The sequence below is a fragment of the Nonomuraea sp. NPDC050394 genome, assembly GCF_044459065.1.
GTDB lineage: Bacteria > Actinomycetota > Actinomycetes > Streptosporangiales > Streptosporangiaceae > Nonomuraea.
In genome coordinates, this window is the sequence record NZ_JBITIO010000009.1 from 387,758 (window position 1) to 406,885 (window position 19,128).

20 protein-coding genes are annotated in these 19,128 nt (G+C 69.5%); 11 read left to right on the forward strand and 9 right to left on the reverse strand.

Annotation, left to right across the window (positions count from 1 at the left end; genetic code table 11):
• Positions 1-10 precede the first annotated feature (10 nt).
• The 5 genes from ACIBKY_RS33140 to ACIBKY_RS33160 are packed head-to-tail and all read left to right on the forward strand — an operon-like array spanning position 11 to position 5,835.
• Positions 11-2,128, forward strand: a complete 2,118-nt coding sequence (locus ACIBKY_RS33140) for a hydantoinase/oxoprolinase family protein (RefSeq protein ID WP_397102841.1) — start codon at positions 11-13, stop codon at positions 2,126-2,128.
• Positions 2,128-4,122 carry a hydantoinase B/oxoprolinase family protein gene (locus ACIBKY_RS33145; protein WP_397102843.1) on the forward strand — a complete coding sequence of 665 codons (1,995 nt, stop codon included), beginning with the start codon at positions 2,128-2,130 and terminating at the stop codon, positions 4,120-4,122. Before ACIBKY_RS33140 ends, ACIBKY_RS33145 begins: the two co-directional genes overlap by 1 nt.
• Complete coding sequence (locus tag ACIBKY_RS33150) at positions 4,119-4,400, forward strand: hypothetical protein (RefSeq protein WP_397102845.1); 282 nt, start codon at positions 4,119-4,121, stop codon at positions 4,398-4,400. The genes ACIBKY_RS33145 and ACIBKY_RS33150 overlap by 4 nt, the downstream gene beginning before the upstream one ends.
• Positions 4,397-5,149, forward strand: a complete 753-nt coding sequence (locus ACIBKY_RS33155; protein WP_397102847.1) for an SDR family NAD(P)-dependent oxidoreductase — start codon at positions 4,397-4,399, stop codon at positions 5,147-5,149. Before ACIBKY_RS33150 ends, ACIBKY_RS33155 begins: the two co-directional genes overlap by 4 nt.
• Entirely contained in the window at positions 5,146-5,835 is a 690-nt protein-coding gene (locus tag ACIBKY_RS33160; protein ID WP_397102849.1) for a class II aldolase/adducin family protein, read from the forward strand. The genes ACIBKY_RS33155 and ACIBKY_RS33160 overlap by 4 nt, the downstream gene beginning before the upstream one ends.
• A 482-nt stretch (positions 5,836-6,317) precedes the next feature.
• Here ACIBKY_RS33160 and ACIBKY_RS33165 read toward each other — a convergent pair whose 3' ends face one another.
• The 4 genes from ACIBKY_RS33165 to ACIBKY_RS33180 are packed head-to-tail and all read right to left on the reverse strand — an operon-like array spanning position 6,318 to position 9,872.
• Complete coding sequence (locus ACIBKY_RS33165) at positions 6,318-6,953, reverse strand: response regulator (RefSeq protein WP_397102851.1); 636 nt, start codon at positions 6,951-6,953, stop codon at positions 6,318-6,320.
• Positions 6,950-8,197: a sensor histidine kinase gene (locus ACIBKY_RS33170; protein ID WP_397102853.1), complete on the reverse strand. Its 1,248-nt coding sequence runs from the start codon at positions 8,195-8,197 to the stop codon at positions 6,950-6,952. Before ACIBKY_RS33170 ends, ACIBKY_RS33165 begins: the two co-directional genes overlap by 4 nt.
• 14 nt (positions 8,198-8,211) lie before the next feature.
• Positions 8,212-8,949: an ABC transporter permease gene (locus tag ACIBKY_RS33175; RefSeq protein ID WP_397102855.1), complete on the reverse strand. Its 738-nt coding sequence runs from the start codon at positions 8,947-8,949 to the stop codon at positions 8,212-8,214.
• Positions 8,950-8,963: 14 nt separating this feature from the next.
• Entirely contained in the window at positions 8,964-9,872 is a 909-nt protein-coding gene (locus ACIBKY_RS33180) for an ABC transporter ATP-binding protein (protein ID WP_397102857.1), read from the reverse strand.
• Positions 9,873-10,011: 139 nt separating this feature from the next.
• Between ACIBKY_RS33180 and ACIBKY_RS33185 the strand changes: the two genes are divergently transcribed.
• Complete coding sequence (locus ACIBKY_RS33185; protein ID WP_397102859.1) at positions 10,012-10,143, forward strand: hypothetical protein; 132 nt, start codon at positions 10,012-10,014, stop codon at positions 10,141-10,143.
• A 37-nt stretch (positions 10,144-10,180) separates the two neighbouring features.
• On the opposite strand, the gene ACIBKY_RS33190 is transcribed toward ACIBKY_RS33185, so the two are convergent.
• Complete coding sequence (locus ACIBKY_RS33190) at positions 10,181-10,867, reverse strand: hypothetical protein (protein ID WP_397102861.1); 687 nt, start codon at positions 10,865-10,867, stop codon at positions 10,181-10,183.
• Between the two features lie 303 nt (positions 10,868-11,170).
• Between ACIBKY_RS33190 and ACIBKY_RS33195 the strand changes: the two genes are divergently transcribed.
• From ACIBKY_RS33195 to ACIBKY_RS33215, 5 genes are all read left to right on the forward strand, one after another.
• Positions 11,171-12,370 carry an NAD(P)/FAD-dependent oxidoreductase gene (locus tag ACIBKY_RS33195; RefSeq protein ID WP_397102863.1) on the forward strand — a complete coding sequence of 400 codons (1,200 nt, stop codon included), beginning with the start codon at positions 11,171-11,173 and terminating at the stop codon, positions 12,368-12,370.
• Between the two features lie 387 nt (positions 12,371-12,757).
• Positions 12,758-13,420, forward strand: a complete 663-nt coding sequence (locus ACIBKY_RS33200) for a hypothetical protein (RefSeq protein ID WP_397102865.1) — start codon at positions 12,758-12,760, stop codon at positions 13,418-13,420.
• The gene (locus ACIBKY_RS33205; RefSeq protein WP_397102867.1) at positions 13,417-13,818 is read left to right on the forward strand and encodes a DUF6463 family protein; all 402 of its coding nucleotides are present in this window, start codon (positions 13,417-13,419) and stop codon (positions 13,816-13,818) included. Before ACIBKY_RS33200 ends, ACIBKY_RS33205 begins: the two co-directional genes overlap by 4 nt.
• Positions 13,819-13,865: 47 nt before the next feature.
• Positions 13,866-14,795, forward strand: coding sequence for a class I SAM-dependent methyltransferase (locus tag ACIBKY_RS33210; protein ID WP_397102869.1), 930 nt, complete (start codon positions 13,866-13,868; stop codon positions 14,793-14,795).
• Between the two features lie 326 nt (positions 14,796-15,121).
• A complete protein-coding gene (locus ACIBKY_RS33215) occupies positions 15,122-15,751 on the forward strand; it encodes a class I SAM-dependent methyltransferase (RefSeq protein WP_397102871.1) in 630 nt (209 codons plus the stop codon).
• 57 nt (positions 15,752-15,808) lie between these two features.
• Here the strand turns inward: ACIBKY_RS33215 and ACIBKY_RS33220 are convergent, their stop codons facing one another.
• The 4 genes from ACIBKY_RS33220 to ACIBKY_RS33235 all read right to left on the reverse strand — a co-directional run bounded on the left by ACIBKY_RS33220 (position 15,809) and on the right by ACIBKY_RS33235 (position 18,989).
• A complete protein-coding gene (locus ACIBKY_RS33220; RefSeq protein ID WP_397102873.1) occupies positions 15,809-16,147 on the reverse strand; it encodes a hypothetical protein in 339 nt (112 codons plus the stop codon).
• 220 nt (positions 16,148-16,367) lie between these two features.
• Entirely contained in the window at positions 16,368-16,913 is a 546-nt protein-coding gene (locus ACIBKY_RS33225; RefSeq protein WP_397102875.1) for a DUF1772 domain-containing protein, read from the reverse strand.
• Entirely contained in the window at positions 16,910-17,086 is a 177-nt protein-coding gene (locus ACIBKY_RS33230; protein ID WP_397102877.1) for a hypothetical protein, read from the reverse strand. The genes ACIBKY_RS33225 and ACIBKY_RS33230 overlap by 4 nt, the downstream gene beginning before the upstream one ends.
• Positions 17,087-17,498: 412 nt before the next feature.
• A complete protein-coding gene (locus ACIBKY_RS33235) occupies positions 17,499-18,989 on the reverse strand; it encodes a serine hydrolase domain-containing protein (RefSeq protein WP_397102879.1) in 1,491 nt (496 codons plus the stop codon).
• Between the last annotated feature and the right edge of the window lie 139 nt (positions 18,990-19,128).

A 19,128-nucleotide genomic window follows, 5' to 3' on the forward strand; every position in this document is an offset into this window, starting at 1 on the left:
AGGAGTATCCATGCCGTACGTCATAGGCATCGACACCGGCGGCACGTTCACCGACGCCTTCGCCGCCGACCAGCACAACCGGCTCGCCGCCGCCAAGACCCCGTCCACCCCGCCGGACTTCGCCGAGGGGTTCCTGAACGCCATCGACGAGCTGGCCGCGGAACTCGGCATCGGCACCGCCGAACTCCTGGCCGACACCGAGTACATCGTCCACGGCACCACCTCGACCCTGAACGCGCTGGTCACCGGGGACGTGGCCGACGTCGGCTTCCTCACCACCCGAGGGCACGCCGACTCCATCACCATCATGAACCTCGAAGGCCGCTACGCCGGCCTCGGCCCGGACGAGATCCAGCACATGGCCCGCACCGCCAAGCCGGCGGCGCTGGTGCCCCGCCACCGCGTCAAGGAGATCGACGGCCGCGTCGACTACAAGGGCGCCGTCGTCGTGCCCCTGGACGAACAGGGCGTCCGGACGGCGGTGCGCGAACTGGTGGCCGACGGCGTGGAGGCCATCGCCGTGTCGTTCCTGTGGTCGTTCCGCAACCCCGCGCACGAGCGGCGGGTGCGCGAGCTGATTCACGAGGAGGCACCCGGCCTGTACGTCGCGCTGTCCAGCGAGGTCAGCCCACGCATCCGCGAGTACTCCCGCAGCGTGACCACCATCATGAACACCCAGGTCGGGCCCAAGCTGGGCGCCTACCTCGCGCCGCTCGAAGCCGAGCTGCGCCGCCGCGGCCTGACCGGGGCGCTGCTGGTCATGCAGGGCTCCGGGGGATGCGTGACGGCCAAGGACGCGCCCGCGCACGGCATCACCACCATCGGCTCGGTGCTCACCGGCGGCGTCGTCGGCTGCGCCCGGATGGCGGCCGCCCTGGACACCCGCAAGGTCGTCTCGACCGACATGGGCGGCACCACGTTCCTGGTCGGGCTCGTGGTGGACGGCAGGCCGGTGGGCGCGACGAGTACCGTGCTCAACCAGTACACGATCAGCACCCCGATGGTGGACGTGCACACCATCGGCGCCGGCGGCGGCGCCATCGCCTGGGTCGACCCGGGTGGCAACCTGCGCGTCGGCCCGCGCAGCGCCGGCGCGCGCCCCGGGCCCGCCTGCTACGACGAAGGCGGCTGGGAGCCCACGGTCACCGACGCCGACCTGGTCCTGGGCATCATCAACCCGGACAACTTCCTCGGCGGGCGCAAGAAGCTCAACATCGAGCTGGCTCGCGAGGCCATCGACAAGGCGGTGGCCACCCCGCTGAGCCTGACGGTCGAGGAAGCCGCGGCGGCGATCTACGCGATCCAGAACGCGCAGACCGCCGACCTGGTCCGCAAGGTCGTCGTCAACTCCGGCCAGGACCCGAGGGAGTTCACCCTGTACGCCTTCGGCGGCGCGGGCCCGATGCACTGCGCGAGCTACTCCAGGGACCTCGGCGTCAAGGAGGTCGTGGTGCCCCTCGGCTCGACGGCCGCGGTGTTCTCCGCCTTCGGCCTGGCCTCCTCCGACATCGTGCTCACCGCGGAACGTTCCCAGCCCGCGCAGATGCCCGTCGACCCCGCCACGGTCAACGCCGTCTACGCCGCGCTCGAGGCCGAGCTGGAGCTGCGGCTGTCGGAGCAGGGGCTGACGTTCTCCGGCGTCGTCCACGAGCGGGAGGCCGACCTGCGCTACACGATGCAACTGGCCGAGGTCACCACCCCCGTTCCGGGCGGCACGCTCACCACGGAGCAGGTCGAGCGCGTCGGCGCCGACTTCGAAGCCCGCTACGAGTCCCTGTACGGCGTGGGCACCGGCTTCCCCGACGCCGGCCTGCAGCTGATCACCTACCGGGTACGCGCGGTCGGCGCGCTGCCCATCGCCCCCGCGCTTCCCGACCATCCGGAACCGTCCGCCGCACGGCCCGAACCCAGCGGCGTGCGGGAGGTGTTCCTCGACATCCGCGCCGGACGCTCGCCCGCGACGATCTACGACTACCGCGCCCTGGGCGCCGGCCACCGGATCAGCGGGCCGGCCGTCGTGGAGGCGCCCACCACGACGGTCGCCCTGCCGCCCGGCTGCGACGCCACCGTCGACCGGCTCGGCAACCTCGTCATCCGCTTCACCGGCTCCCGCTTGGAGGATTCCTGATGCCCGCCATCCCCGTCGCCGGGTCCGAGCGCTTCGCGCAGACCGGACGGCCGCTCGACGACGCCGACGTCTCCGGCGCGCTCGACCTGCACACGATCGGCGACGACGCGCCGGGCCAGGTCGACGCGCTGACCTACGAGGTCGTCCGGCACCGCCTGGTCGCCATCACCGATGACATGGGTGAGGCGGTCAAGCGCATGTCCGGCTCGGTCGTGGTGACCGACTGCAACGACTTCGGCACCGGCATCATGGACGAGGCCGGCGAGACCGTGCAGGTCGGCCTGTACAACATGCAGCTCGGTTCCGCCCTGGACATGGCGGTGCGCTGGACACTGCGCAACCGCTCCGCCAACCCCGGCATCGGCCCGGGCGACCAGTTCCTGCTCAACGACCCGTGGGTCGGCGGCGGCCTGCACCAGAACGACGTCACCGTGCTCGCGCCGGTGTTCCATGAGGGCCGGCTGTTCTGCTGGACCAGCGTCGTCGCCCACCAGGTGGACCTCGGCGGGGTGTCGCCTGGCAGCTGGTCCGTCGAGGGCCATGACGTGTTCTGGGAGTCGCTCCCGATCCCGCCGGTGAAGATTGTCGAGGGGCGGCGGCTGCGTTCCGACATCGAGGACATGTACCTCCGCCGCTCGCGCGTGCCCAAGCTGGTCGGTCTTGACCTGCGCGCCAAGATCGGCGCCAACAACGTCGCGCACGACCGGATCACGGCGCTGATCGGCACCTATGGTCCGGACACGGTCAAGGCCGTGATGAAGAAGATGATGAACGACGCCGAGACCCGCCTGCGCGCCAAACTGCGCGCCCTGCCCGACGGTACCTGGTCGGCGGTCGCGCACCAGGACGGCGCCCGCGCCGGCGACCGCGGCATCCACAAGATCGTCGTCGCGATGAGCAAGCGCGACGACCGGCTCGTATTCGACTTCACGGGCACCGACCCGCAGGTCGACGGCATCATCAACTGCACCCTGGCCGGGCTGCGCGGCGGCGTCCTGCCCATCATGCTGACCATGCTCTGCCCGGACATGTCGTGGTCGCCGGGCGGCATCATGCGCTGTGTCGACATCGTCAGCGAGCCGGGCACCATCAACAACTGCACCTTCCCCGCCGGCATCGGCAAGGGATCGGTGAACTCCGCCTGGGCCACCCAGAACGCCGTCTCCGAGACGGTCGCCGCCATGCTGGGCACGCACCCCGAGCTGAGCCGTTCGGCCATGAGCGTGTGCTCCGGCACCTTCGACCTGGCGCTGCTGGCCGGAGTCGACCAGCGCGGCAACGGCTTCGCCACCATGCTCTGCGACTCGATGGCGGGCGGGCTGGGAGCCAGGATCGACGGCGACGGCGTCGACACCGGAGGCGAGAACTGCATCCCCATGGGCCGCATCGCGGACGTCGAGATCAACGAGTTCAGCTTCCCCATGCTGTACCTGTGGCGGCGGGAGGAGCCCGACTCCGGCGGGCCGGGCCGCTGGCGGGGCGGCGTCGGCGCCTCCAGCTGCTTCATCCCCCATGACTCGCCGGCCGATGGCGTGCACCTGGTGGTCTCGGCGAACGGCAAGTCCGTGCCGCAGGCCCCCGGACTGTCGGGCGGCTACCCGGCCGCCACTCAGTGGGACGTACTCGTCCGTGGCTCCAGCGTGCGCGAACAACTGGCCGCCGGGCGCATTCCGCAGACGATCCCCGACCTTGGCGGCACGCCGGAAACCCTGCCACCGCACCTGGAAACCGATCTGGCCGCCGGTGACGTGTACTTCACCCACTGGCAGGGTGGCGGCGGCATCGGTGACCCACTGCACCGGGAGCCGGAACGCGTCGCCGCCGACGTGCGCGGCGGCAAGGTGTCGGAGCGCGCCGCCCACGATGTGTACGGCGTCGCCCTCACCCCGGAGCGCACGGCCGACCTGGCCGCCACCGCGTCGCTACGGCGGCGGCTGCGATACGAGCGGGCCGGACTGACCCCGCCCGACGTCCCCGAAGGAGTGAAGCCGTGAACCTCGACGTCAACCTGCGTGCCGACGAGAGCGGTGCGGTGGTGTGCAGGCACTGCGGGGCCAGGGTCGGCGACCACGCCGCGGCGCCGATGAGCCACGCGCTACGGCGGGAGCGGCCGTCCGTGGAGGCCGGCCCCGGGGTGCACGCCGACCCCTCCGCCTTCGTGGACCGGCCCATCGCGCTGCGCCAGGCGTTCTGCCCCGGATGCCTCACCCTGCTGTCCACCGAGATCGTCCCCGCCGACGAACCCTCCTATCGCACCTGGAGCCTGGCGTGAGCCTCGCCGAGAAGATCATCGTTGTCACCGGCGCGGCCCAGGGCATCGGCGCCGCCTACGCGCGCCGCCTGGTCGAGGAGGGCGGCACCGTGGTGCTGGCCGACCGTAACCACGAGGGCGCCGAAGCCACCGCCGCCTCGCTCGGCGGCCCGGGCAAGGCACTCGCGTACCCGCTCGACGTCGCCGACCGGGGCAGTTGCGAGGCGCTGGCCGCGCACCTGGGCGGCGCCCACGGCCGGGTCGACGGCCTGGTCAACAACGCGGCGATCTTCAGCACCATCCGCATGAAGCCCTTCTGGGAGATCACCGACGATGAATGGGACCGGCTGATGGCGGTCAACCTGCGCGGGCCCTGGTTGCTGACGTCCGTGCTCCTGCCGCTGCTGCGGGCCTCGGCCTCGGCCAGCGTGGTGAACATCGGCTCCGACGCCGTGCAGCTCGGCCGTTCCGGCTACCTGCACTACGTCGCCGGCAAGGGCGGTGTGCAGGGCATGACGTACTCGATGGCCCGCGAGCTGGGGGAGTTCGGCATCCGGGTCAACACGTTGTCACCGGGGCCCGTCTACACCGAGGTGGCCAGGGAGACGGTCACGCCCGCGCAGCGGGAAGCGATGATCGCGGCCCAGGCGCTGCACCGGGCCGCCGGTCCCGACGACATGAGCGGCGTGCTGGCCTTTCTGCTCGGCGACGACTCCGCGTACCTGACCGGGCAGACGATCAGCGTCAACGGCGGGCTGGTGCACCGATGAGCGACGAGATCCGCGAACTCGTCGCCCTGTCCTCGCGTGTCCTGGGCGCCGCCGAGCAGGGTGACCTCGTCTGGGGACATGCCTCCGCCCGCGATCCCGAGGGGCGTGGCGTCTGGATCAAGGCCGCGGGGTGGGGCATGGAGGAGATCACCCCGGAGCGGGTCCACCTGGTCGGGCCGGATGGGGACGTTCTGGAGGGGCGGGGACCAAGGCACAGCGAGTACCCGATCCACACCGAGATCATGGCGGCCCGCGCCGACGTCGGCGGCGTCGTGCACACGCACTCGCCCTACGCCGTGGCCCTCGCCGCCGCGGGCCAGGACCTGCTGCCGGTGAGTCACGCGGCCAACTACTTCGTGCCGCCCGGGGTACCCCGCTTCACCGACACCGCCGACCTGATCCTCACCCGCGAGCTCGGCCGGGCGGTGGCCGGCACGCTGGCCGGGACCTCGGCGGTCTTCCTGGTCAACCACGGCATCGTCACCGTCGGCCCCACCCTGCGGGCCGCCACGGTGGCCGCGATCATCCTGGAGCGCGCCGCCTACCAGCAGTGGCTCACCCGGGGCTTCGGCACCTGGCCGACCTGGTCGGACCCCGGAGAATCACTCTCCAAACGCGAGCACATCTTCCATGCGGACGCCGTGGAGCAGGTGTGGGAGTACCTGGTCCGGCGGCTCCCGGGCTGATCGAGGGTCTCGCGTTCACCTCGTTGCGCCACCACGCCGGAATCGTCGCACTCTTCGGCTCGCGGGTCCCGCCACCACCTCATACCTGATCGGGCGGGACAGGGAAAAGGACCCGCTTCTCACACGTTTTCATGACCGCCCTGAACGCCGTGCTGCCTCGGCATCGAGCGATGAAGGACCCGAGAGGGGCACCAAGCCTGCCGAGGCTCTGATCAGGCGGGGTGCACTCAACGACGAAGCCTCTTCCTGGGCCAGCAACTTCACCGGGTGGGCGATCTTGAAGAGGGCAGGCTTCGATCCAGCGCTCCGGCAGGGGCTCAGTTTCTCAAGGCTCAGGCGTCCGGGATCTTGGTCTGCGACTTGTTCAGCGTGGAGACGGTCATGCTGGACCGGCTCGACAGGATCGTGAACGGGGTGGCGTACGGACAGGGCTGCGCGGTCCGCGTACGCGCCGGGGGCAGGTCGCCGGGTCCTGGTGGCGGTCAGTCGAACAGATCGCGGCGGTAAGCCTCGCCGACCGCGCCGGCCCGGTCGCGTACCCCGAGCTTGTTGAAGATGTGCACCAGATGGGTCTTGATGCTGGCCTCGCTGATGAACAGCCTGCTCGCCGCCTCCCGGTTGGACGCGCCGTCCGCGACCAGTTTGAGCACCTCCAGTTCGCGCCTGCTCAGCGGACCTGGCACCGGTCTGCGAATCTGCTTCATCAGCCTGCTGACCAGGGACGGCGACAGTACCGACTTGCCTTCGGCCGCGGCGCGCACCGCGTCGAGCAGTTCCGCGGTCGGTGCGTCCTTGAGCAGGTAGCCGACCGCGCCCGCCTCCACGGCCGGCAGCACGTCGGCGTCGGAGTCGAACGTGGTGAGCACCAGGATCGGCAACCGCCGGTTGCCCTGGAGCAGTCGCCGGATGGCGGTGACGCCGTCCATCTTCGGCATGCGCAGGTCCATCAGCACGACGTCCGGCCGCAACGTGGCGATCCGCGCGATGGCCTCTTCACCGTCGCCTGCTTCGCCGACGACGGTGAAGTCCGGCTTCTTGCTGAACGCCGCGCGCAGGCCCTCCCGCACGATGGGATGGTCGTCCACGATCAGCAGCCGGATCGGGCCGGCGGCGGTCATGGCCGGTCCTCCACGGCTGTCTGCGGGACGCTCACGCTGATCGCGGTGCCGTCTCCGGTCATGCTTTCCACCTCCAGGTCGCCACCCACAGCATGCAGCCGCCGGCGCATGGCCTCCAACCCGAAGCCCGGCTGCCGCACCGCGCCGGGATCGAAGCCGACGCCGTCGTCACGCACGTCAAGCAGCACCACCTCACCCAAGTAGGACAGGGTGAGCCCCACCCGGGTCGCCCGCGCGTGCTTGGCCACGTTGGTGAGCGCCTCCTGCGCGGCCCGGAACAGGGTGATCTCGATGGCGGTCCGCAGCGGCACGGTGTCTCCGGTGACCTCCACCGTGACCGGCACCTCATGAGACTCCGACCAGCGCCGCGCCATGCCGGCCACCGCCTCGGGCAAGTGGGAGCTCTCCAGCTGACCGGGCCGCAGCGCCAGCACCGAGCGGCGGGCTTCGGTGAGGCTGCCGGTGGCCAGTGACTCGACGCGGTCGAGGTGGAAGCGCCACCGCTCGGGTTCTCCTGCGGACTGCCGCACCGCCCGTACGTGAGTGACGATGCCGGTCAGACCCTGGGCGAGAGTGTCGTGGATCTCGCCGGCCAGCCGCTGCCGCTCCTCCAGCTGGCCGGCCTCGCGCGCCTGTACCAGCAGCAGGTCCTGCAGACCGGCGTTCTCCGCGAGCGCGGATTCGAGCCGCCGGTTGGCCTCGGCCAGCGCGAGGTTGGCATGCTGCTTCCTGCCGTCCTCGACCGTGGCGATCCAGCCTGCCACGGCCACCGGTACGAAGATCCCGATCGGCAGGATGTAGACAAGGACGTCATCCGGTACGCCGACGGTGAGCAGGGTGGCGTACTGGCTGATCGCCGTCACCGACACGGCGACCAGAATCCAGTGCGCGGCGAACATCGCGAACGCGTAGAGGTAACCGATCCAGGAGAACGCGAAGAACGCCGGGCTCCTGATCACCAGAAGCGCGCCGAGGGCCAGCAGCCCGGCGTAGAAGACCAGTACCAGCCGGGGGTACGCGGCACGGTTGGGCAGCAGCCACGCCGAAAGGGAGAGCCAGCCCAGTGCCAGCGCGACCAGGCCCAGCGTGCCCGCCGTCCGCCGGCCGTCGACCGGCTCGGCGAGCAGGCCGAACACCACGGACACGACCAGCCCGGCAGCGCCCAGCGCCGGGAACAGCCACCGATCCCGGAGGTCGGTGGCCGTGGCCCGGCTGACGAGCCGGACGAAGCGGTCTGGTCTCATCGGACTCCCCCCGTCTACTCCCATCGGAACAATTTCACTGCGATCATGCCGAACACCACGGTGATGACGGCCAGGGTGATCAAGTGGCTCGCCGCGGGAAATGCTCCGGTCCACGAGTCCCGCAGCCCATGCATGGCCGCTCCGAGCGGGGTGTACTCGCTGATCCGGGCGATGCCGGGAGGCATGGATTCGGCCGGCATGGCCACTCCGCTGAGAAACAGGCTGGGGAAGAAGACGAACAGCCCGATGCCGGTGGCCGCGTTGCCGGTTCTCGCGATCGAGGCGACGAACAGCCCGAGCGCCAGCAGCGCCAGCACGCCGAGCACGAATGCCACCACGACGCCCGTGACGTTCTTCGGCATCGTCCAGCCGAACGTCAGGTTGCCCGCCAGCGTGACGAGCAGCAACGTCGCCAGCGCCATGCCACCGCTGACGATCAGCTGGGCGACCAGCACCATCGCCGGTTTCGTCGGTGTGGTGGCCAGCCGGCGCAGGATGCCCTTCTCCCGGTAGCCGGCCAGGGTGGACGGCATGATCAGGATGGACATGATGGCCAGGGTCAGCACCAGCACCATGGCGGGGAAGTAGTTGAGCAACGAACTCCGCATCGCCTCCGGGGTGCCCGCCGGGTTCAGGATGACGCCGAACACCACCACCAGCAACAGCGGCAGGCCCGGCACGAAGAACACCGATTCCGGTGCCCTGACGAAAAGCTTGAACTCGGTGAAGGTCAGTTTCCGCAGCGCGCGCATCTGTGCCACCTCTCTCAGACCTCGAACGTGCGGCCGGTCAGCGTGACGAAGGCGTCTTCCAGGGTGGCCTGCTCCACGCGCAGGTCAGCGGCAATGATCCGGTGACGGGCCAGCGTGGAGACGACGGCCTGCAGTACCTGGCCGTTGCCGGCCACGACCACGTGATCGCCCGCTGTGAGCACGTCCGTCACCTCGGGGAGATCGCTGAGCAGCCCGTCCGGCAGCGCCGCCGAGGGGCGGAACCGGACGCGCTGCTCGGCCCCCACCTTCGCCACCAGGCCGGCCGGGCTGTCCAGCGCGGCGATCCTGCCGTCGCAGAACACCGCGATCCGGTCGCAGAGCCGTTCGGCTTCCTCCATGAAATGGGTGACCAGGATGACGGTGACCCCACGCTCCCGTATCTCCTCGATCAGGTCCCACGCGCCCCGGCGCGCCTGCGGGTCGAGCCCGGTGGTGAGCTCGTCGAGCACCGCGATCTCCGGATCGCCGATCAGCGCCAGCGCGATGAACAGCCGCTGTTTCTGACCGCCCGACAGCTTCCCGAACGGAGTGTTCCGCTTGTCGGTGAGCCCCCAGTCCCCGAGCAGTTTCGCCGGTTTCACCGGGTCGCGGTAGAAGGAGGCGTACAGATCCAGTGCCTCCCAGACTTTCAGCCGCTCGGGCAACTCGCTCTCCTGCAGTTGCACCCCCACGCTGCTGCGCAGCCGGCCGTCGTCACGCTGCGGGTCCAGCCCGAGCACACGGACCGTGCCGCCGTCCGGCCTGCGCAACCCCTCCACACATTCCACGGTGGTGGTCTTGCCCGCTCCGTTGGGGCCGAGAATGCCGAAGATCTCACCCTTCTCCACGGTGAACGACACATCCTCCACCGCGACCTTGCCGCGATACCGTTTGTGCAGGTTGCTTACCTCGATGACCGGCATCTGCCCGCCTCCTCCGCACCCGTTCCTTCCAGGACACCGACGAGAATGCCGGGGAAGGCGCCGGTACGGATCGCTCCGGCGGCCACTCGATAGGTTGAGCTGGCGGCATCGACCTAACGGTCACACCATCAGCCGAACGATGGATGCGCCCCCGGCGGCCTGGAGCGGGCACGAGGATCATGCCGCCTGGCCCACCGATGAGCTTCCGTCGCCGCTGATCTTCTCCTCGGACGCCTTCGGACCGATCGCCCTCCTGCGCTTCACCGAGTAACGGCTTCCGGGGCTTGTGACATCGAAGCTTCAGCGGCTCATGGTGCGCTCTGATCGTGGATCTCGCCGTGATCGGTGTCCGGCGCCATGGTCTGGATGCGCGCCTCCGCGACCTGCTGCATGATGCGGCGGGCCCCGCACTCCTCGGCGGTGTCGTACGCCTCTGCGGCCAGCGCCGCCGCGTCGTCTCGTCGGCCTTGGGCGGCGGCGATGTAGATCAGCCCTACCTGGTTGGCGGCGACAGCGGCCGGCAGTCCGAGTTCCCGGCAGAGCCGTACCGCTGCCTCCAAATGTTCCCGTGCGGCATCGAGCCGGCCTGCGGCATGGTCGGCGATCCCGAGGTGCCGGAGCACCTCCCACTGGGTGTGCCGGTCGCCTGCCGACGTGGCCAAGCCGTACGAGTGCTCCAGGAGAGGAAGGGCGCGGCCGGGGTCGCTCCGTACGATCTGGTGGAAACAGCCCTCCCAGAACACCGCAGCCGCCTCGCCCGCCGCGTCACCCAGCGTCCGGTACATGCGTGTCGCACGCTCGAACAGCGCCAGCTCGCGCGGATCCTCGCGCCGGTCGTCGAGGAACCGCGCGTGCAAGATCCGCCCCCGGGCCAGAGCGAGATCGGCCTCGACCTTGTCCAGCTCCCGCTCCGCCGCTGCCAGCTCACCGTCATCACCGACGAAGACAGCGTGCTCATAGGACAGCTTGGCCTTCTCGACACGTGCCTCGCTCATCTCGGTAATGCCTCTCGCATGCAGTCCATGAGACCGTACGCCCGCTGATCTCAGCAAGCTCTCAGATCCGTCCAGCCTTCGATGGAGAAGGCCGCGCGAACACCGCTCACCGGCCTCGAACGCGGAGCGGGTCCGGTGCGCAAGGCGCGGGTAGGTGAGATCCGGAGCGCGTCTGCGAGGGTCAAAATTTCCATATGCGTATAGATCCTTTCTTGGGCTAGCCTCGCCGTACTCCCTGGATCCGGGAAGCCCACCTTTCACCTTTGCGCGCACGCTGAGCTGCGCCGGGACATAGGAGAACAGATGATGGCTGACCGTTGCGACATCGCCGTGATCGGCGGCGGTGTCATGGGGCTCGCGTTGGCGGTGCACCTGCTCGACGCAGGCGCCGGTGACGTCTGGCTCGTGGAGCGCGACGGGGTCGGTGAGGGGACCACCGCCGCCGGGGGCGGGTTCCTGGGCGACTGGGCGCCGTTCGAACAGGAGAGCGCCGCCGCCGACTACGGCCGCGCCTTCTACGCCCGCCTGCACGAGGAGGGCGGCGGCATCGGCTACCGGACCGACGGCATGGTGTACGTGGCCACCGACGAAGCGACGTGGCACGAGCTCATGGCCGGGCAGGTGGGCCGGCCGGTGCCACCCGCCGAGGTCGAACGCCTGACCGGCGGCACGGTACGCGCGGACGGCCTGCACGGTGGGCTGCTGGACACCGTCGGCGGCCAGGTGCACGCGCCGAAGGTGGCGGCGGCGCTGGCACGGCGCTTCCGCGCGGCCGGCGGCCGGCTGGAGACCCGGCGCCCGGTCACCGCGATCTCCACGGTCAAGGGGCGGGTACGCGCGGTCGAGACGACCACCGGGGCCGTCGCCTGCGGGGCGGTGGTCGTCGCCGCGGGCGTCTGGAGCGGCTCGCTCACGCGTGACCTGGGCTTCTTCCTGCCGATGGCCCCGCAGGTCACCTCGCGGGTGAGCACCGAACCGCTGGACATCCCCGGCACGCTCCCCCTGCTCTTCCTGAGCGGCCTGGTTCCCGGCGACGCCACCCTGCTGTGGGTCCGCGAGCACGAGGGCGGCCTGCTGTGGGGCGGGACGTACTCGACCTTCCCCCGCGACGTGCTGATCGACGCGGACGTCCCAGACCGCCTGGACGAGCTACCGGTCGATGGCGTGTTGGAGATCCTGCGGATCGCCGGCGCGGGCGAGTCCGTGATGCCGGCCCTGGCACGGCGGTCGAGGCTGAGGATCAAGCACGGCGCCCCCTGCTACACCCCCGATTCCCGGGCGCTGATCGGCCCGGTCCCCGGCGTCGAGGGCGCCTACGTACTCGCCGGCGACAACGAGGCCGGCATCACCTACGGCCCGGGGTACGGCAAGGCCCTGGCCGACCACATCACCCGCGGCACGCCCCTGGACCACTGGCGACCGGACCGCTTCGGCGACCAGTTCACCACCCAGGGGCAGGTGGTGGCGGCCCTCCACGCGGTGTACTCGACGACACCTTCCTGATGACGCCGTCGCGACCGCCCGGCCCGTCCACCGCTACCACTGTCCGGCGGACCTCGACCGGTGCCGTGTCGGCGGCCTTGGGACAACGCCCCGCACATCGCCGATGGCCGACGCCGATCATGCCACCGCTGGAAGGAGTGGACGCGGACGGCTTCGGAGGGGGCGCCTCGCGCGGCCGCCGCAACTCCTCCTCGCCGGCGGCGTCGACCACCTGCGTGCGAGGCGCGGGCCTCCGCCTGTCTGGCGGAGATGGCGCCGCGAGAGCGCTATTCGGCTCTGAGCGAGGAGGAGGCTCTTCGACCTCCCACGTCAAGAGGAGGCAGGAAGCTGTTACGTCGATGGGGCGCGCGGTGTCTTAGGTGTGAAACCTGAGCGAAGGAGGCCAGCGTGAGCGACGTGGTGGTGGCCGGTGGTGGCTACGCCGGCGTGCTGGCGGCCCATCGGCTGACGCGGTACGACGAGGTGAAGGTGACGTTGATCAACCCGCGCCCGTTCTTCGTCGAGCGGATCCGCCTGCACCAGCTGGCCGGCGGGTCCCACGACGCGGTCGTCGCGTACCGAAAGATCCTGGGCGGGGGCGTCCGGCTGGTGGTCGACAGTGTGACGCGGATCGACGCGGCCGAGCGCGGTGACCATCTGGGGCGCCGGGTTCGCAGTGCCGGCACGTCGAGGCCCGCCGCCCACGCGCCATGGCTTCCACCGACGAGACCCGGGCGGTTCTGGAGTCGTTGCGGCGCGCGTTCGAAACCGGCGAGATCGACGGCGCCCTGGCAATCGAGGTCGGCCACGCCCGCATCACCGGCCTCTACTACGTCCGCAACCCCGACAAACTCACCCGCCTCGAATCCACGACCCCCCTCACCCGGCGATGACGCGACCATGACCGCAACCGGCAACGAGCGCATCGCCCCGGCCGTTCCCGCCGACCCCGCCATCACGATCGGCGGAGCGGTGCGCGAAGAGTCCGACCTGACCATCGCCTCCCTGGCAACGCTCGCCCGGCGGGAACTCACCGCCGACTTGCGCAGGAAGAAGGGAGCGTTCGAATGATCAAATGGGCTGGTTGGCTGATCATCCTGTTCGGAGCCGCGCACACGGTCGGCGCCCTGACCGTGGAGAAGGCCGCGAGCCACGCCGGGACGTGGTTCAGCGGGGGACTGTGGGCGGACGACCTGTCCGCGATGAGTCCCGCCAACAGCGCCCATTGGCTGAGTGTGGCCAGCTTCGGGGTGCCGCTCGTCGTGGCCGGCCTGCTCGTGCTGTGGCTGGAGCGCCGCCGGGTCACGCCACCGCCGTTCATCGCCTGGATGCTGGGAGTCTGGACGTTGGTCGGCGCCATGGCCCTGCTCACCTCGCCCTGGCCGATCCTCCTGCTCGCCAACGTGCTGCTCCCGCTCGGAGCTCGCCGGGACAGCCCCGCGCCCCAGATCGGACGTCAACCATCGTGAAGAGCCGATCAGAAAGCCATCCTCAGCGCCCGGGTCCCGTCCTGCGAATGATCGTCTTCCGGGTGATCCAGGTCCTTCTCTCGCCCCTGGCGGTCATCGGCTCGTTGCTCTGGAGCCTGTCGCTGATCAGTCAGGCGCGGCGCACCGGGTCCTCGGCCACCGTGCTGGCCTCGTGCCATCCGCGGTGGATCCTCCACCACCTCCGCCAACGGCCGGATACGCCCTGCGTGCGGATGATGAACGTGCTGCCCATGCCGATCCGATTCGGCCTGCGCTGCGCGACGATGCCGACCATCGTCGCCCACGCGGCGACCGGCTACGTGCCCAAGCCCTTCCGGTATCCGTACCGGGGCCGGCCGCCCATGATTCATCAAGCGGTGGCACGCACCACCTTCCACGACCAGGCCCTGGCCCGGCACCTGCCCGACGTAGAGCAGCTGGTGGTGCTCGGCGCCGGGTTCGACACCCGCTGCTACCTGCTGCCCCCAGGTTCCGTCGTGCGATGCTTCGAGATCGACACCCCCCAGACCCAGAAGGTCAAACGCGAGGCGCTGGCCAAAGCGGGGGTGCAGGCGGAACATGTCACCTTCGTGCCGGCGAACTTCAAGGACGACGACTGGTTCGACACCCTGCTCGAGGCGGGCTTCGACCCGGGCAGACCGGCCTACTACGTGTGGGAGTCGGTGACGATGTATCTGGATCGCCAGGCCGTCGAGCAGACGCTCCGAAGAATCGCCACCCCTGGCGCCGTGGTGGCCTTCGACTACTTCACCACCGTGATCCTGCGCAGCAGCGACCCCTACTCCGCCGCCGCGCGCTGGACGACCGACCGGATCAAGGAGCCGTTCACCTTCGGCATCGACCAACAGGAGGTAGCCGGGTTCCTGCGCTCGTGCGGGCTACGTGCGCGGGAGCAGTACTTCTTCAACCAAGATCCCGTCATGGCCGGATTTGTCACCGCCACCGTGGACGACTGACGGCCCCACTACGCCAAGATCATCGACCAGACCGTGCGGTGCCGCTGAGAGCAGGAGACCAAGGTCAACATCAGGGGTGAGCGAGTGATGCTCAACCCTGATGGGCCACTCGCCCAGGCGCAATGGGCCAAGACTCCTTTCGCCATGGCGACCCAGACCCTGCCCAATGGCTACTGCGGAAGAGCTGTCCGCACGCCAATGCATGCTTCTCTGAACCAACGAGAGTGTGCCCTGTAATCAGGTGACGGGACGATCAGTCCTGAAGGGGAGGTCCGGTGTGGGGCCGGAGAACGGGTGCGAATGGCGCGGGTGTTAGTTTCCTTCCCGTGTTAAAGCACCAGGACGAGACCAGGGCGGCCTACGACGGGGTCGTCGAGCTGTACGCGTCGATGTTTGCTAATCGGTTGGAGACGCAGCCGTTCGCGCGGAACATGATCGGGACCTTCGCCGAGCTCGTGCGTGGCACGGGGAACCTGCGTGCAGCCGACGTCGGGTGCGGACCCGGGCATCTGACAGCCATGCTGCACGGCTTGGGGCTGGACTCCTTCGGGCTCGACCTCTCCCCGGCTATGGTCGCCCACGCCCGGCGGGCCCATCCGACGCTGCGGTTCGACGAAGCGCGAATGGAGGCCCTGCCGATCGAGGACGGCGCGCTCGGCGGAGTGCTGGCCCACTACTCGATGATCCATACCCCACCTGGAGAATTGCCCGCGCTGCTCGCCGAACAGGTGCGTGTCCTGACGCCAGGGGGCCTGCTCCTGGTGTCCTTCTTCGGGACCGAGGGACCGGAGCCGGTCCGCTTCGACCACAAGGTGGCGCCCGCCTATGGCTGGCCGGCGGAGCAGTTTGCCGAGTTGCTGACCGGGGCCGGACTCGTCACGGTTGCTCGGTTGCTCCACGACCCAGCGTCCGAGCGGGGCTTCCTCGACACCCATTTGCTGGCCCGCCGCCCGTAGAGCGTGGCCCGTGGCCTGGGTCGGGGTGGTGTAGATCATCCGCGTGGATGAGCTCGGCTAACTTGAAGGTCCTCTTGCCGTACTGATTCGTGTCGCGATCTGGCTGAAGCGGGGCATGCCGAGATCAACCACTTGGCGTTGACGGACTTGCTCTGCATCGAGCTGGGCGAGCTTCTCCTCTGCGCTGGCGAGGCTGACTTGGAGTCCTTCGATCTCACCGAGCCATCCCTCCTGTTCAGCTTCGGTGATTCGGGCGATCAAGTTGTCGCGGATCTCGGCAAGCCGTGCCCGTTGGGCCGGGTCAGGTCGGAGGAGCGAGCATCTGACACAAGCCTGACCTGCCCCGCCTTCATCACCGGCCCAGAGTTCATGCCCGAACTCCGCGAGCGCCGCCACCGCACGTGGCAAGGGCCAGACCCGGGTCGTGGAGATGAACCCGCGAGTGCTCGCCTCGGTGGCACGTTGGGCGAGGCACTCGGTGTACGGCAGACGCCATGTCGCCATCCTGCCGCTCGGCCCGATCCGCCGGCTGCGTGACCTGCCCGCCCTCGCGCGGACATGGTCATTGGCAGCCCCAGACGCCCGGACGGGGATGTGGGCCTCGAACGCGTGGTGCTCAGCCGATCGAGGTCTGGCGCGTTTCGTACGGTGCGGTTGGCTGGCCCGCCGACGACGGGCGCTGGGTGCCGGACACGATCAGGGCCCAGGCCAGGCAGCCGAAGGCGGCGACGTGGACGAGAGCCCGGATGTTGTTCCACAACACCCACTTGCTCTCGAACCGCTCGCGTGCGGCGGCGAGATGCTGAGCGTCCCCCGCCTTGGCGAGCTGGTCGTTGAGGGGGACGTTGACGCCGCTGGTGATGAGGAACGCTACCAGGTAGAGCACGAGCGCGGCGATGATCCACGGCAGTGCCGGCTTGCCGTACCCCTGCCAGGCCAGGACGCCGGCCAGGGCGATGAGCGGGATCGACCCCATGAACAGCGACATGAAGGTCGGATTGAGGATGGCCTTGTTGATGTTCTGCATCGCCTCGACCATCGTGCGGTCGGAGGAGCGGTTCAGGCCCGGCATCACCGAGTAGGAGAAGCCCGCGAACAGCCCGGCCATGAGGCCGGTGCTGATGGCGGAGATGAGGAGTATGACGCTTTGCAGGAGTTTCACATGGCCTCCTTGGGGTTCCAGATGCCGGTGGCGGCGGCGTGGCGGGCGTAGCCGGCAAAGGCGCGGGGAGCACGGCCCAGGGCCCGCTGCACACCGTCGCCGAGGTGAGCGTTGCGGCCGTTCATGACGGTGGTGAACAAATAGCCGAGCAACTCGACGATCTCGATGGGCACGCCCTCGGCATCGCCAGGTCGGGGTAGTACGACACGTACGCCGATGTCACGTCCTGCAGGGCAGGGCCCCAGCTCGACTGCTCGGTCCAGTCGAAGGGCAGCCCGCCGCGGCGCGACCCGATCCGTACGGGAAGATCCTTGACGACGCGTCGCCCGGTCTTGCCGGTGCCGCCCAGAACCAGGGTCATGGCCATGTGATTTCTCCTATGTAGTCCGAAATTTCGCAACACGTCGACGATCTTGGTACGGCAAAGCCGGAACAATCCGCGATTGCGCAACGCTCGATGCCCACATTGAAACGATCAAGGGGATCAGGATGGAAAGCCCAGTACCTGAACCTTTCTGACGCCGGCCAAGGAACTGCGTTTCGGCCGGACGGCTACATCTCTCGATGTGGGAGCTCGGGTAGGTCTCAGACGCTCGCGAGGACACTCTCCCGCTGGCTCGACGGCTTGCCGGCGCGGGAGCGGACGAGGTGGACGAGACGGGAGAGGAGGACGGCGGCGCTGCTGAGCGCGCCCGCGGCGGCGAAGACGTAGAGCGCGAGCCACACGTAGGTGATCTGCTCCAGCGTTCCCGCCCGGTTCATGACGACGCCGAACAGGTCGGCCAGGCCGAAGAAGAACGCGATCGGCACCAGGTACGGCACCAGCCGCACGCCCACCCGCCAGACGGCCTTGCCTTCGCGGCGGTGGGCCCAGCGGCCGGACCGCAGGACGCCCATGACGCCGAGGCCGAGGACGAGCGCGCTCAGGCCGGCCAGCCAGTAGTCCGCTGACATGGTGAGGGGTTCCTGACCGGAGTCGGCGCGGCCTTCGAGGATGTCGATCAGGCCGTCGCTGATCAGGAGTGCGTCGTCGCCGGAGACCATGCCGGTGTTGGTGACGACGGCGATGCCGTACTTGCTGTCGGGCAGCAGCGTCTGCGCGGCATTGTGGGTGAGCAGCCAGCCGGTGTGGCGCAGCTGGGGTGCTCCGCCGAGGGTCTTGCCCGCGGTCCAGCCCATGGCGTAGGTGCTTTCGGCCACGCCGGAGGGGGTGTGGGTGGTCTTCAGGATCTCGTCCGTCAGGACACGGCCGCCGCCGTTCTGGGCGACCAGCCAGCGGCCCAGGTCGTCGGCGGTGCTGACGACCCCGGCGCCGCCGTTGATGAACCAGTTCGGCTGGGAACGCTCCAGGACCTGGCCGTAGGCGCGGATGTAGCCCGCGGCCTGGCCGGGGAGTTCCGAGGTGGAGTTGACGGTCGCGGTCGACTTCATCCCGAGCGGCCCGAACACCCGCCGCGCCATGTAGTCCGCGAACGGCACCCCGGCCACCACCTCGACCAGCCGCGCAGCGACGGCGAAGTTGGGATTGTGGTAGGCCATCTTGGTGCCCGGGTCGCCGGCGAGCGGGTAGCTCGACAGCATCCCGACGGCGTCCTTGAGCGTGGCCGGCGCGTCGAGCGCCAGCTCGGGGAAGCTGCGGTCGCTCATCCCCGAGGTCTGCTGGAGCAACTGACGCACGGTGATCTTCGTGGCGCGGGCGTCGGCCAGGGTGAACTCGGGGAGGTAGGACCGCACCGAGGCGTCCAGGTCGATCTTGCCCTCGCCGACCAGGCGCAGCACCCCCACGGCGGTCAACGACTTGGACAGCGAGGCCAGCGGCATCGGGGTGCTCTTGGTGATCGCCTCGCCCTTGGCGGTGTGGCCGTAACCCGCGACCCGCACGATCTGGTCGCCCTTGGTGACCGCCACCGCGGCGCCCGGCAGACCGGTTCGTTCCACATAGTCGCGCACGTACTTGTCGATCGCGCCGGCGTTCAGGTCACCGGTCCGCACCGCTGCCGCCGAGGCCTGCCCCGCGGGCATCCCCACCGCCAGCAGCACACCGGCCACCGCGGCGATCTTCCGCATCATGTTCATGGACTTCCTTCCAAGATTTCCGTCTGTCAGGAGGAGACGGTAGGAGTTCACGCAGGTACGGCGTAGTGCGCGATCGTCGGGTGGTTACCCCGGCTTTCGTCAGGTCTGGTCTTCGTCCCCGCCCGGGGCGCGGTCGGTG